General features: G+C 67.1%; 13 protein-coding genes. 2 read left to right on the forward strand and 11 right to left on the reverse strand.

The features are described from left to right. The 7 genes from A6M56_RS02665 to A6M56_RS02695 all read right to left on the reverse strand — a co-directional run. Positions 1-692: ABC transporter substrate-binding protein (locus A6M56_RS02665; RefSeq protein ID WP_286757727.1), on the reverse strand; the 692-nt coding region annotated here is incomplete at its 3' end. 74 nt (positions 693-766) lie between these two features. Continuing rightward, positions 767-1,507, reverse strand: coding sequence for an ABC transporter ATP-binding protein (locus tag A6M56_RS02670; RefSeq protein ID WP_045785304.1), 741 nt, complete (start codon positions 1,505-1,507; stop codon positions 767-769). A 102-nt stretch (positions 1,508-1,609) separates the two neighbouring features. After that, positions 1,610-2,380, reverse strand: a complete 771-nt coding sequence (locus A6M56_RS02675; protein ID WP_045785305.1) for an ABC transporter ATP-binding protein — start codon at positions 2,378-2,380, stop codon at positions 1,610-1,612. Positions 2,381-2,617: 237 nt separating this feature from the next. Continuing rightward, entirely contained in the window at positions 2,618-4,252 is a 1,635-nt protein-coding gene (locus A6M56_RS02680; RefSeq protein WP_102080427.1) for a GMC family oxidoreductase, read from the reverse strand. A gap of 67 nt (positions 4,253-4,319) precedes the next feature. Then, the gene (locus A6M56_RS02685) at positions 4,320-5,189 is read right to left on the reverse strand and encodes an alpha/beta hydrolase (RefSeq protein ID WP_045785307.1); all 870 of its coding nucleotides are present in this window, start codon (positions 5,187-5,189) and stop codon (positions 4,320-4,322) included. Positions 5,190-5,254: 65 nt separating this feature from the next. Then, positions 5,255-5,716 (reverse strand): Cu(I)-responsive transcriptional regulator, encoded by a 462-nt coding sequence (gene cueR / locus A6M56_RS02690; protein ID WP_045785308.1) that lies wholly within the window; start codon positions 5,714-5,716, stop codon positions 5,255-5,257. Next, complete coding sequence (locus tag A6M56_RS02695) at positions 5,713-7,923, reverse strand: heavy metal translocating P-type ATPase (RefSeq protein WP_102080428.1); 2,211 nt, start codon at positions 7,921-7,923, stop codon at positions 5,713-5,715. Before A6M56_RS02695 ends, cueR begins: the two co-directional genes overlap by 4 nt. 146 nt (positions 7,924-8,069) lie before the next feature. On the opposite strand from A6M56_RS02695, the gene A6M56_RS02700 reads away from it, so the two are divergent. Next, entirely contained in the window at positions 8,070-8,270 is a 201-nt protein-coding gene (locus tag A6M56_RS02700; RefSeq protein WP_045785310.1) for a heavy-metal-associated domain-containing protein, read from the forward strand. A 60-nt stretch (positions 8,271-8,330) separates the two neighbouring features. Here the strand turns inward: A6M56_RS02700 and A6M56_RS02705 are convergent, their stop codons facing one another. The 4 genes from A6M56_RS02705 to A6M56_RS02720 all read right to left on the reverse strand — a co-directional run bounded on the left by A6M56_RS02705 (position 8,331) and on the right by A6M56_RS02720 (position 11,631). Further along, positions 8,331-9,059, reverse strand: a complete 729-nt coding sequence (locus tag A6M56_RS02705; protein WP_062737680.1) for an OmpW/AlkL family protein — start codon at positions 9,057-9,059, stop codon at positions 8,331-8,333. A 206-nt stretch (positions 9,060-9,265) separates the two neighbouring features. Further along, positions 9,266-10,267, reverse strand: coding sequence for a delta(1)-pyrroline-2-carboxylate reductase family protein (locus A6M56_RS02710; RefSeq protein WP_062737679.1), 1,002 nt, complete (start codon positions 10,265-10,267; stop codon positions 9,266-9,268). A 35-nt stretch (positions 10,268-10,302) separates the two neighbouring features. Next, positions 10,303-11,061 carry a lysoplasmalogenase gene (locus A6M56_RS02715; protein WP_045785312.1) on the reverse strand — a complete coding sequence of 253 codons (759 nt, stop codon included), beginning with the start codon at positions 11,059-11,061 and terminating at the stop codon, positions 10,303-10,305. A gap of 93 nt (positions 11,062-11,154) precedes the next feature. Then, positions 11,155-11,631: an Lrp/AsnC family transcriptional regulator gene (locus A6M56_RS02720; protein WP_045785313.1), complete on the reverse strand. Its 477-nt coding sequence runs from the start codon at positions 11,629-11,631 to the stop codon at positions 11,155-11,157. Between the two features lie 139 nt (positions 11,632-11,770). Here A6M56_RS02720 and phhA point away from each other — a divergent pair, with 139 nt between their 5' ends. Continuing rightward, the gene (gene phhA, locus A6M56_RS02725) at positions 11,771-12,715 is read left to right on the forward strand and encodes a phenylalanine 4-monooxygenase (RefSeq protein ID WP_102080430.1); all 945 of its coding nucleotides are present in this window, start codon (positions 11,771-11,773) and stop codon (positions 12,713-12,715) included. Positions 12,716-12,816 lie beyond the last annotated feature (101 nt).

The raw sequence follows: 12,816 nt of genomic DNA on the forward strand, positions 1-12,816 counted from the left end.
CCGGCGTTGGCCAGGCCCAGGATCTGCGCCTTGGACGACTGCGCCTGCAGCAGGTACGACGAGAAGTCCGACGCCGACAGCGGGTGTTTGACTGAGCCCACCACCGTGCCGCCGTTGGCCTTGACCACGGCAGCGGTGTCGTTCTCCAGCGAGTGGCCGAAGGCGTAATCGGCGGTCAGGAAGAACCACGACTTACCACCCTGCTTGACCACCGCGCTGCCGGTGCCCTTGGCCAGGGCCACCGTGTCATACGCATAGTGAATCGTGTACGGCGTGCATTCCTCGTTGGTCAGGCGGGCCGTGCCGGCGCCGATGCCGATGAACACCTTCTTCTTCTCGGCCGCCACCTTGCTCATCGCCAGCGACGTGGCGGAGTTGGTGCCACCCAGCAGCATGTCGATACCCTGCTGGTCCATCCACTCGCGCGCCTTGGACGCCGCGATGTCAGCCTTGTTCTGGTGATCGGCCGTCACCAGTTCGATCGGCTTGCCGAGCACCTTGCCGCCCGCATCCTCGATCGCCATCTTGACCGCCTCGACACCGCCCTGCCCGTCGATGTCGGCATACAGGCCCGAGAGATCGGTGATGTAGCCGATCTTCACCTTGTCGCCGCTCACCTGCGCATGCGCGCCGAATGCAGCCGCGCCCAGCCCTACCGCCATCAATGCACCAGCCAGCTTCTTGAGTGTCATGGTCTTGTCTCCTGTGTCGTGCGCGCCGCGGATCACGCTGGCGCATGGTCTTGCAAGTCGATCGGGAAAACGTCTTACACGCCGAGCAGTTCGTGCAGCACCGGCATCTTGTCCTGCAGTTGCGCCGCCTCGAAACGCTCGACGATGCGGCCGTGTTCCATCACATAAAAGCGATCTGCCAGCGGCGCGGCAAAGCGGAAGTTCTGCTCCACCATCACCACCGTGTAGCCGCGCTTCTTGAGCATCAGGATCATGCGGGCCAGCGCCTGCACGATCACCGGCGCAAGGCCCTCGGAAATCTCGTCGAGCAGCAGCAGGTTCGCGCCCGTGCGCAGGATGCGCCCGACCGCCAGCATCTGCTGCTCGCCGCCCGACAGGCGCGTGCCCTGGCTCTGGCGGCGCTCCTTCAGGTTGGGAAACATCTCGTAGATCTCGTCGATGCTCATGCCGGCATTGCCGGACCTGGCCACCTGCCCCTTCAGCACCGGCGGCAGCATCAGGTTCTCTTCGCACGAGAGGCTGGAGAAGATGCCCCGTTCCTCGGGGCAGTAGCCGATGCCGCAGTGGGCGATCTTGTGCGTCGGCAGGTCGATCGTTTCCACGCCCTGGCCGCTTGCGTCGTGCACGACGATGGAGCCCTTGCGCGTGCCCACCAGGCCCATGATGGCGCGCAGCGTGGTGGTGCGGCCCGCGCCGTTGCGGCCGAGCAGCGTGACCACCTCGCCGCGGTTCACGGTCAGGTCGACACCATGCAGGATGTGCGATTCGCCGTACCAGGCGTGCAGGTCCTTGATCTGGAGCGCGGGCGTGCTCATGCAGTGTTCTCGTGTGTTCGGGTCTAGCGTTCGGTGATGCAGCCAGCCGCTGCATCGGTGACCGGCCTGCGCCGGCCGACTGCTTCCATGGCCTTGACGGGCTCAGTGGCCTTCCAGCGCCGCATCGGCGGTGCCCATGTAGGCCTCCATCACCTGCGGGTTCTTCGAGACGTCTTCATACGGGCCCTCGGCCAGGATCTGGCCGCGCTGCAGCACCGTGATCTTGTCGGCGATGGACGACACCACGTTCATGTTGTGTTCGACCATCAGGATCGTGCGGCCCGCGGCCACGCGCTTGATCAGCTCCGTCACGCGGTCCACGTCTTCGTGGCCCATGCCCTGCGTGGGCTCGTCGAGCAGCATCAGCTCGGGCTCCATCGCCAGCGTGGTGGCAATCTCCAGCGCGCGCTTGCGGCCGTAGGGCAGCTCCACCGTCACGGTGTGCGCGAACTGCGTCAGGCCCACCTGATCGAGCAGCTCCATCGCGCGTTCATTCAGGACATTGAGCGACTGCTCGCTGCGCCAGAACGCGTACGCCGTGCCCAGCTGGCGCTGCAGGCCGACGCGAACGTTTTCCAGCACGCTCAGATGCGGAAACACGGCGGAAATCTGGAACGAGCGGATCACGCCCCGGCGTGCAATCTGCGCCGGCTTCTCCGAGGTGATGTCGACGCCGTTGAACAGGATCGTGCCCCGCGTGGGCACCAGAAACTTGGTCAGCAGGTTGAAGCACGTCGTCTTGCCTGCCCCGTTGGGGCCGATGAGGGCGTGGATCGACCCGCGCTGCACGCGCAGGTTGACGTCGGACACGGCGGTAAAGCCCTTGAAGGCCTTGGTCAGCCCGCGCGTTTCGAGAATGATGTCCTGCGCCATGATTCCCTCTTGTCTCCCGCCTCTTTTTTTGGTGCGGATGATTGTCAACGGCTGTTGCGTTGCAAAACATCGGGGTTTGTACCGAGGCGGATTGCACATCGCTTACAGCCCAAAACCCGCACCGGCATTGGGTTTGCAGCTCGCTGATGGGGCTTACGTAGAGTTACGTATCGGAGCAATACCGATTGCCCTATTCATGGGACATGGGCGGTGTGTCTCGCCCATGTCGGCCGCCCCTCAAACCGCGACCGCCTCGCCGCGCGCACGCGCCTTGCGCGCCGCCCGGATCATCTCGCTGGCCTTCTCCGCGATCATGATCGTCGGCGAGTTGGTGTTGCCGGAGGTGATGGTCGGCATGATGGACGCATCCACCACGCGCAGCCCTTCGATACCGCGCACGCGCAGCTGGGCATCGACCACCGCGTTCACGTCGTCGGCGCGCCCCATGCGGCACGTGCCGACCGGGTGGAAGATGGTCGTGCCGATCTCGCCGGCGGCGCGGGCGAGTTCTTCGTCGGTCTGGAAGGCGGCGCCGGGCAGGTACTCTTCGGGCCGGTATTGCGCCAGGGCGGGCTGGGCGACGATGCGGCGCGTGAGCCGCAAGGAATCGGCCGCGACCTTGCGGTCTTCGTCGGTCGACAGGTAGTTCGGCGCGATCGTCGGCGCGGCAAACGGGTCGGCCGAGGTGATGTGCACCGTGCCGCGCGAGGTCGGGCGCAGGTTGCACACGCTGGCGGTAAACGCGTTGAACGCGTGCAGCGGGTCGCCGAACTTGTCGAGCGAGAGCGGCTGCACGTGGTACTCCACATCGGGCCGCGACACCTGCGGATTCGAGCGCGCGAACACGCCCAACTGCGACGGCGCCATGCTCATCGGCCCGCTCTGGTTGAAGGCGTACTGCATGCCGATCATCGCCTTGCCCCACCAGTTCGAGGCCCGCGTGTTCAGCGTCGGCACGCCGTGCACCTTGACCACGCTGCGCAACTGCAGATGGTCCTGCAGGTTCTCGCCCACGCCCGGCAGCGCCTGCCGCACCGGAATGCCCAGCGCCTGCAGCCGCTCCGGCTGGCCGATCCCCGCCAGCTCGAGCAGTTGCGGCGAGTTGATCGCCCCCGCCGAGAGGATCACCTCCTCGCGCGCCGCGACCGAGTAATCGACCCCGGCCCCGCGATACGTCACGCCCGTGCAGCGCTTGCCGCTGAAGGTCAGCGCACGCACCTGCGCGCCCGTCATGATGGTCAGGTTCGGCCTCTGCGATGCGGGGCGCAGGAAGCCCTTGGCCGTGTTCCAGCGGATGCCCCGCTTCTGGTTGACCTCGAAGTATCCGACGCCGAAGTTGTCGCCGCGGTTGAAGTCGCTGGTGCGCGGAATGCCGGCCTGCACGGCGGCTTCGATGAAGGTTTCAAGAATCTGCCAGTGCAGGCGCTGCGGCTCGACCCGCCATTCGCCGTCGGCGCCGTGCCACGCGTTGGCCCCGCCGTGGTGGTTCTCGCTCGCCTTGAACAGCGGCAGCACCGCATCCCACTTCCAGGAGGCATCGCCCGTGATGTCGGCCCAGCCGTCGTAGTCTTCGCGCTGGCCGCGCATGTAGATCATGCCGTTGATCGACGAGCAGCCGCCGAGCACCCGGCCGCGCGGGTAGCCGAGCGAGCGGCCGTTCAGGCCGGGCTCTTCGCGAGTGCGGTAGAGCCAGTCCGTGCGCGGGTTGCCGATGCAATACAGATAGCCGACGGGGATGTGGATCCAGTGGTAGTCGTCCTTGCCGCCTGCCTCCAGCAGGAGCACGGAGACGTCGGGATCGCGTGTGAGGCGGTTGGCCAGGACGCAGCCTGCGGAGCCTGCGCCGATGATGATGTAGTCGTACGTTTCCATGTCTCCGTGCTTCTTTTCCTTGGTGTTATTGGTTTTTATTCTTGTGGTGCGACCAATTCACTACAAATCAAATCCGCGAAGCCAGCCACTCCGTCATCTTTCCAAACACCTCACTGCGCAGCGGCTCGGCTTCGTTGAAGATCTCGTGATACCCGTTGTCGAACCACGCCAAGGTCCGCAAGTCTTCCGGCGCATTCGCATAGAAATCGCGACTGCCGGACGGATCGACAATCGAATCGGCGCCGCCTGCCATCAGCAGCATCGGCGCTTCGAGGCGCGGGGCGTCCTGTTGCGTCTGGGTGATGGCATTGAGCATGAACTCCAGCACGGAAGCACTGATCGTGCCCTGCACGAGCGGGTCAGCGCGATAGGCGGCTGCCACGCTCGGATCATGGGAAAGCTTGGCCGGATCAACGGGATTGGGCACCGGCAGCCGCGGCGCGATGGCGGAGAGGATCCCCCGCACGATGCCCGTTCCTGGCGGCAATTTCACGCGCAGCGCGGGCGATGACAGCAGCACGCCGCGCACTGGCCGGACGCGCGCAGTGGTGAAGCGCGCGACGATCAGCCCGCCCATGCTGTGCCCAAGCACGAACGGCATCTCGTGCCATTCGGCGACGGCGGCGTCGACGATTTCCGCCAGGTCGGTCAGGTAGTTGTCCGGCGCGTCGAGCGCCATGCGCGGGCCGCCGCTGCGGCCGTGGCCGCGCAGGTCGAAAGCTCGCACGCGCAGGCCCAGGTCGGTCAGCACCTTGGCCACATGGACGTAGCGCCCACTGTGTTCGGCCATGCCGTGCACGAGGATGACGGTGCCGCGCGGTTCGCCCGCCTGGGTGTCGGGCGACCACGTGCGGACCAGCAGTTCAGTGCCGTCCTTCATGCGCTGGCGGGCCTCCTGCGCCTGATCGGGTGCGGCCTGAGCGGGGGCTTGCGTCATCGGCGTCTCCTCCTTTGGTTGCCAGATTGTGGCATAGACGCCGCGCGCTGCAACGGGCCGAGCCGTCAGTGGCAGCAGCCGCCCTGGCCGCCGGTGTCTGCGCTCTCGCCGGCCACGCCCTGCAGGATGGGGCAATCGGGCCGGTCGTCGCCGTGGCACGCATTCGCCAGCGTCATGAGCGTATCGCGCATGCCTTGCAGCTCGCGGATGCGCGCGTCCAGGTCGGCCACATGGCGCAGCGTGATGGCCTTGACGTCGGCGCTGGCGCGCTCGCGGTCGTTCCAGAGCGAGAGCAGCGTGCGAATCTCTTCGAGCGAGAACCCCAGCGAGCGCGAACGATGGATGAACCGCAGCACATGCAGGGCGCGCGCGTCATACATCCGGTAGTTGCCCTCCGTGCGAGGGCTTGGCGGCAGCAGGCCGATGCTCTCGTAATAGCGGATCATCTTGGCCGATACGCCGCTGGCCTTGGCGGCCTCGCCGATGTTGACGGGGCCCTGGGTTGCATTGAGATCGGTGCGGGTCATGCGCGGTCTCCGGTGGATGGCCAGCGGCGCAGCATCAGCGCATTGGTGACGACGCTCACGCTCGAGAACGCCATGGCCGCCCCGGCGAATGTCGGGCTGAGCAGGCCGAACGCGGCCAGTGGAATGCCGACCACGTTGTAGACGAACGCCCAGAACAGGTTCTGGCGGATCTTGGCGACCGTGCGGCGCGAGAGGTCCAGCGCGTCGCTCACCAGACGCGGCTCGCCGCGCATGAGCGTGATGCCGGCGGCCTGCATCGCCACATCGGTGCCGGTGGCCATGGCGATGCCGACATCGGCCGCGGCCAGCGCGGGCGCATCGTTGATGCCGTCGCCGACCATCGCGACCACGTGGCCGGCCTTCTGCCATGCCGTGACACGCGCGGCCTTGTCTTGCGGCAACACCTGCGCGGCCACTTCGTCGATGCCGAGCGCGTGTGCCACGCTGCGTGCCGCGCCGGCGTTGTCGCCGGTCACGAGCGCGGTGCGCACGCCACGCGCCTGCAGCGCGGACACAGCCTCCTTCGCGCCGGGCTTGAGCGCATCGCCAAAACCAATCAGGCCGCGCAACTGCAGGCCGCCTTCATCACGCTGCGCAAGCCACGAGACGGTGTTGCCTTGCGCCTCCAGCGCATCGGCGCGCGCTTGCAATGCGCGGCGATCGAGCCCCAGTTCATCCATCCACCGCGCGTTGCCGAGTTGCAGCGACGCGCCATTCACGATGCCGCGCGTGCCGCGTCCGGCCAGCACTTCGGGCGATTGCGCCGGCGTGATGGCGCGGCCTTGTTGCTCGGCGTATTCGCGCGTGGCGTGGGCCAGCGGATGCGTGTTTTCGGCCTGCAGCGCGGCGAGCTCGTCCAGCAGCGTCGCGGCATCGACGCCCGGCGCGGCTTCCACCGCCGTGACGCGCGGCCGGCCCACGGTAAGCGTGCCCGTCTTGTCGAAGACGACGAAATCGACCTGTTGCGCGCGTTCCAGCGCCTGCGCATCGGCAATGAGAATGCCGCGCCGCGCGCCCGCACCCGTGCCGGCCATGATGGCGGACGGCGTGGCAAGGCCGAGCGCGCACGGGCAAGCGATCACCAGAACCGCCACGGCGTTGACGATGGCCGTCTCCCACCCCGCCCCAGCGATGAACCAACCCGCCAGCGTCAGCAACGCCGCCACCAGCACCGCCGGCACAAAGATGGCGCTCATGCGGTCGACCAGTTGCTGGATCGGCGGCTTCGCAGCCTGCGCGTCTTCTACGAGGCGGATGATGCGCGAAAGCATCGTGTCCGCGCCGATGGCCGTGGTGCGCACGAGCAGCACGCCGTCGGTGGCGATGGCACCGGCGGTCACGCGGTCGCCTTCGCGCTTGGGCACGGGCAGGCTTTCGCCGGTCAGCATGGATTCATCGACGTGGCTGTCGCCTTCCAGCACCACCGCATCCACGGGGATGCGCTCGCCGGCACGCACGGACACCACATCGCCCACTCGCACCTGGGCGACGGGGGTGTCGCGCAGCGTGCCGTCGGCAGTGCGCACGCGAGCGGTATCGGGGCGCAGCGCCTGCAGCGCGCGAATCGCCTGCGCCGTCTGCCGCTTGGCCCGCACCTCGAGCCACTTGCCCAGGCGCACCAGCGTGATGACGACGGCCCCGCTTTCAAAGTACAGATGCGGCAGGTGGTCTTCGCCCGCACGCCACCACAGCCACAGCGACAGGCCGTATGCAGCCGACGTCCCGAGCGCGACGAGCACATCCATGTTGCCCGCACCCGCGCGCACGGCCTTCCAGCCGGCCTTGTAAAAGCGCGCGCCGATCACGAACTGCACCGGCGTCGCCAGCAGCCACTGCCCCCAGGGGGGCAGCATCCACTCGCTGCCGAACCAGCCGGCGATCATCGGCAGCACCAGCGGCAGCGACAACGCAGCGGCAATCCACACGGGGCCGGCACCGTCCCAGAAATCCGGCTCGGCGGCGGCACGCGCTGCCGCTTCGTCGGATGCGACGCGCGCTTCATAGCCAGCAGCCGAAACGGCCGCCACAAGTGCATCGCTCGCCGCGGCGCCGTGCACGCGCGCGCGTTCGGTTGCGAGGTTGACGCTGGCCTCCGTCACGCCGGGCACGGCGCGCAAGGCGCGTTCGACACGGCCCGCACAGGCGGCGCAGGTCATCCCGCCGATTTCGAGATCGAGTGAAGCCGGATGGGCAAGGCTGGTGGTCATGGAAACGTGCTGTCGAAGGAAGATGGCATCAGCCTAGACCTTCCCATCTTGGCAAGGTCAAGCGATCATTCTACGCTTGCGGTTCCCACGGTAGGAAGGTTCATACTCCGCTGCATGATTTCTTCCTTCCTTTCCAGGAGCGAACCATGACGACGTTTTCCGTTGAAGGTATGAGCTGCGGCCATTGCGTATCGGCCGTCACGCGTGCGGTACAGCAGGTGGATGCCGGCGCCAATGTGCAGGTCGATCTGTCCCGCCAGAGCGTGGCCGTCACGAGCGGCGCGAGCGTCGACGCGCTCAAGGCCGCCATCGAGCAGGCCGGCTACCCGGTCAAAGCCGTTGCCTGAGCAGCGCACAAAAAAAGGCGTGCCGCCATGGCACGCCTTCTTGTTGAACGCGGCCGCCGCTCAGAAGCGGTAGCCCACGTTCAGGAAGGTCACGACCGGGTTGATCTTGATCTTGGCTTCGCTCTGGATATGCGTGCCGTTGATCAGCTTCGTATCGATCTTGGCCGTCGTCTTCAGTGGCAGGTACGACACCGACAGGCCCACGAACCAGTCCTTGGTGATGGCGTACGTGGCGCCCACGTTCAGCACCGGGTTCAGCGAGCTGTCGGTCGACACGCTGCTCGTGCTGCCCGGCGTGCCGCGGCCCAGCACCTGGTTCTGGAAGGCGCTGTTGGTGATCTTCTCGTCGGAGAACCACGTGTAGTTCAGGCCGGCACCGACGTACGGGCGGAACTTGCTGTCGGCGCCGAAGAAGTACCACTTGGCCAGCACGGCCGGGCTCCATTGCTTGGCCGAACCGATTTCGCCGTAGCGCGAGAAGGAACCCGTGCCTTCGATCTTGTGGCGCGGCGGGATGCCGCCCACCAGTTCCATGGCGAAGTTGTCGGTAAAGAAGTGCGTGAACGCGAGGCCAACGGTATCGGCGTCCTTGATCTTGGCGCCGGTGTTGGGCTGCGATTGGTTGACGGGAACGCCGCCCACGCTGTTGACGAACAGCGGGTCGCTCGAGCTGTTCGGCATCACGCGGAACCAGCCCAGGCTGACGATGTTGCTGCCGGCAGCCTGTGCGTGCGCGGCGGTGGCGAGGATCATCCCGGCGGCGGCCGCCAGTGCTTTTTTATAGGCCATCTGTATGTGCTCCAGTGTCAGACGCATCCGGGCAAACGTGCCGTACAGCGGCGTGTGCCGGTGCGTTCTCAGTCTCCTCCCAGGCGGAAGGGATGGTCATTATCCCGTTTGATTGCCGTGGCTAGAATGCTTTTTCTAGAGGTTTCCTGTTACAAGCGCGGGTCGAGACCTGCTGATGGCGGGCCTCCTCGGCCCGAACGCGCTTTTTAAACAGGCCTGGACTGCGACAGCGCGAGCACGCACGCCGCTAGATCCCACAAGGCGCTGCCGACGCTCTTGAACACCACGGGCGACACCGGCGCGGCCTGCGCGAGCGTGTCGGGCGTCACGTCGACGCACTGTTGTAACGGACGTACACGCGACCACGGCACACCTGCCTGCAGCAGGTCGCCCGCCTCGACTTCCAGGTCGACAAGCGTGTCGGCGTACAGCCGGTCGACCGCGGCGGCATGCACGCACAGCCGCGGCGGCAGTTCGGCCATGTCGGGCCGGAACGCACCGACTGCCGCGATGAAGTGTTGCGGCCGCCACGTCCGGCCGTGCCCGTCGCCGGGCTCCGCCCAGTCCGGCAGCACGGGTTGCGACGACGGCGTGGCCGTGACCACGAGCGACACATGCGGCAACACGGCGCGCGCGGCCTGCGCCACCCCGGCCGCATCCCCGCCGGCCAGCGCGGTGGCGTCCATCCCGAGGGCACGTGCATGCGCGGCCAAGCCCTCGGCGCTGGCGGCATTGCGGGCAATGATGGTCACGCGCCGCGTGCCAAGGCCCAGGTGGAAGGCTTCCAGATGTGCACGCGCCTGGGCCCCGGCGCCTACCAGCAGCAGGTCGCCCGCTGGCTCCGGGGCCAGCAGGCGCGCGGCCAGCAGCGAGACCGCTGCCGTGCGGTGCGCCGTGACGGTCGGCCCATCGAGCAGCAGGCGCCGCACGCCGGTCTGCGCGTCCATGACGACGACCTCGCCGTGGATGGCCGGCAAACCGCGCGACGGGTTATGCGGGTGCACCGTGATCATCTTGGTGATGGCCATGTCGGCATTGGACGCGGGCATCAGCAACAAGCTGCCGGGCCCGGGCAAGGGCATCACCAGTCGGGCGGGCGCCTGGGCCCGGCCGGCGCGCGCGTCGCGCAATACCTGGGCGATGGCGTCGGCAAGCGCGGCGTACGGCAGGCACGCTGCCGTCGCGCTGGCGTCGAGGGTCTGCAGCATCGGGGCTCCCACAGCGAAGGACACGGCGATCGAGCTTATGCCCGGCGCGCGGGCGGTGTGCGGCGCGTGAGCAGGCCGCCGCTGATCAGCAGCTGCGCGGCGGCATAGCTCCACCAGATCGCCAGCTCATGGTCCGTAAAGGGAAACACGAACACGCTGATCCCGATCATGGCGTCGGAGGCGGCAAAGGCGATGGCGCCCCAGGCGGTCAGCGGCCCGGGCAGGCGCGCCAGCAGCGCGGCACACACCATTGACGAGAGCACGACCATGTAAACGATGACGGGGCCTTTTAAACCGCCCAGGCCCGGCCAGTACCACAGCAGCATGCCGATGGCCACGCCGATCATCGCGCCCACCGCCAGCAGGCGCACCGGCGACGACGCGCCTCGCAACTGCCACAGCACGCGCAGATAGCACAGATGGGCGACGAGGAAGCAGCCGAGGCCGGCAATGAACGACGGCTTCCAGTCCGGCAATGCCAGGCACAGGTCGCCCAGCGCCGAAAACAGCATCGCGCCGACGAGCCAGCGGCGCTCGCGCGGAATCTCATGCAGCGACGCCGCACGCGCCAGCAGCATCGCCATGAGCATCTTCCACAGCGGCTGCGCGACGATGCGGCCGACCAGCGGCGTACCCGGCGGCACGTCGACGGCCACCATGGTCAACATGCCGCCATAGGTGACCCCCGCCACGGCGGCCGCCACCCACCACGCACGAACGCGTGCCGGCATGCCGTAGCCGCCCGCACGACGTGCCGGCAGATGCGCCGGATGCGTGGTGTGTCCTTCAACCATCATGGTCTCCCGCCCGGGAAAGGCGATTCATTGAAACTGGGTGTGATCGGCTTGCAGCGTGACACGCCGCGCACCCTGGCGCAAGGCGCACGGTCACCCACCGAGGTGGGATAGCGGCAGCGCGCCGTCCCGCTTCAAAGCTGTCAGTACGATATTGGAACGCACATTGTCCACGCCCGGCACCCGCATCAGCTTGCGCATGACGAACTCCGATAGCGCCGGCAGGTCGGGCACCACCACGCGCAGCATGTAGTCGGCATCGCCGGCCACGGAATAGCACTCCTGCACCGCGTCGAGCAGCATGATCTCTTCGCGGAAACGCTCGACGATCGCGTCGCCATGATGCGCGAGCTTGATGCTGGCGAACACCGTCACGCCGAGCCCCAGGCCGGTCGGCGACAGCACCACCCGGTAGCCTTCGATCACGCCTTCGGACTCCAGCCGCGCCAGACGCCGCCCCACCTGGCTGGCCGAGAGGTGCACCTGCTCCGAAAGCTGCTGATGCGTCGCACGGCCATCGCGCTGCAGCGCCGCCAGCAGGGCTAGATCGAAGGTATCGAGCGAAATCATGCATATCTCCTGCGTAGATGCACGCCATTCTGCACGATTTCCGCATGCCGCGGCTCAGAGGCGCCCGTTTTGCGGACAATCCGCAGGGCCGCACCCCTACACTGGCCGGACTTGAATAACACGAGAGCGAGACACCCGAATGGCCCCCGCCACCACCGCCCCCGACTCGACCCAGACCGCGGCCCCCGCCGGCTTCAACGGCACCCTGACCGACAAGCTGCGCGAACAGTTTGCGCAAGGCCTCGACGACCAGACGCTGCGCGCCGACTTCACGATCGATCAGCCGGTACACCGCTACACCGCCGCCGACCATGCGACATGGCGCACGCTGTACGACCGCCAGGAGGCGCTGCTGCCGGGCCGCGTGTGCGATGAATTCCTGCAGGGCCTGTCGACGCTGGGCATGAGCCGGGACCGCGTGCCGTCGTTCGACGAACTCAACGAAACGCTCCTGCGCGCGACCGGCTGGCGGATCGTCGCGGTGCCGGGCCTGGTGCCGGACGAAGTCTTTTTCGATCACCTCGCCAACCGGCGCTTCCCGGCCAGCTGGTGGATGCGCCGGCCCGACCAGCTCGATTACCTGCAAGAGCCCGACTGCTTCCACGACATCTTTGGCCACGTGCCGCTGCTGATCAACCCGATCTTCGCCGACTACATGGAGGCCTACGGCAAGGGCGGCCTGAAGGCGGCGCGCCTCGGCCAGCTCGACATGCTGGCGCGCCTGTACTGGTACACGGTGGAATTCGGGCTGATCCGCACGCCGGCCGGCCTGCGCATCTACGGTGCGGGCATCGTGTCGAGCAAGAGCGAATCGGTGTATGCGCTCGATTCAGCCAGCCCGAACCGCATCGGCTTCGACGTACGCCGCATCATGCGCACGCGCTATCGCATCGACACGTTCCAGAAGACGTACTTCGTGATCGACAGTTTCGAGCAGCTGTTTGACGCCACGCGCCCCGATTTCACGCCGCTGTATGAAGAACTCGCCGCGCTGCCGACTTTCGGCGCCGGCGATGTGGTCGACGGCGATCTCGTGCTGAACGTAGGCAACCGTGAAGGCTGGGCCGATACGGCAGACATTTAGAGCGCGTGGTGCCCGGAAGCTGGACTTCGCATGCATGCTTCCGGGCACAACACGTTCTGGGCGCTGACTATACTGCGCGCATTCTCGACCGATTTCCGTGA

This window comes from Ralstonia sp. RL, assembly GCF_001683835.1.
Taxonomy (GTDB): Bacteria; Pseudomonadota; Gammaproteobacteria; order Burkholderiales; family Burkholderiaceae; genus Ralstonia; species Ralstonia mannitolilytica.

What these genes read in the sequence shown, in the direction of transcription:
- A6M56_RS02670 (WP_045785304.1), bottom strand. Translation starts at nt 1,507, where the DNA reads ATGAGCACGCCCGCGCTCCAGATCAAGGACCTGCACGCCTGGTACGGC.
- A6M56_RS02675 (WP_045785305.1), bottom strand. Translation starts at nt 2,380, where the DNA reads ATGGCGCAGGACATCATTCTCGAAACGCGCGGGCTGACCAAGGCCTTC.
- A6M56_RS02680 (WP_102080427.1), bottom strand. Translation starts at nt 4,252, where the DNA reads ATGGAAACGTACGACTACATCATCATCGGCGCAGGCTCCGCAGGCTGC.
- A6M56_RS02685 (WP_045785307.1), bottom strand. Translation starts at nt 5,189, where the DNA reads ATGACGCAAGCCCCCGCTCAGGCCGCACCCGATCAGGCGCAGGAGGCC.
- cueR (WP_045785308.1), bottom strand. Translation starts at nt 5,716, where the DNA reads ATGACCCGCACCGATCTCAATGCAACCCAGGGCCCCGTCAACATCGGC.
- A6M56_RS02695 (WP_102080428.1), bottom strand. Translation starts at nt 7,923, where the DNA reads ATGACCACCAGCCTTGCCCATCCGGCTTCACTCGATCTCGAAATCGGC.
- A6M56_RS02700 (WP_045785310.1), top strand. Translation starts at nt 8,070, where the DNA reads ATGACGACGTTTTCCGTTGAAGGTATGAGCTGCGGCCATTGCGTATCG.
- A6M56_RS02705 (WP_062737680.1), bottom strand. Translation starts at nt 9,059, where the DNA reads ATGGCCTATAAAAAAGCACTGGCGGCCGCCGCCGGGATGATCCTCGCC.
- A6M56_RS02710 (WP_062737679.1), bottom strand. Translation starts at nt 10,267, where the DNA reads ATGCTGCAGACCCTCGACGCCAGCGCGACGGCAGCGTGCCTGCCGTAC.
- A6M56_RS02715 (WP_045785312.1), bottom strand. Translation starts at nt 11,061, where the DNA reads ATGGTTGAAGGACACACCACGCATCCGGCGCATCTGCCGGCACGTCGT.
- A6M56_RS02720 (WP_045785313.1), bottom strand. Translation starts at nt 11,631, where the DNA reads ATGATTTCGCTCGATACCTTCGATCTAGCCCTGCTGGCGGCGCTGCAG.
- phhA (WP_102080430.1), top strand. Translation starts at nt 11,771, where the DNA reads ATGGCCCCCGCCACCACCGCCCCCGACTCGACCCAGACCGCGGCCCCC.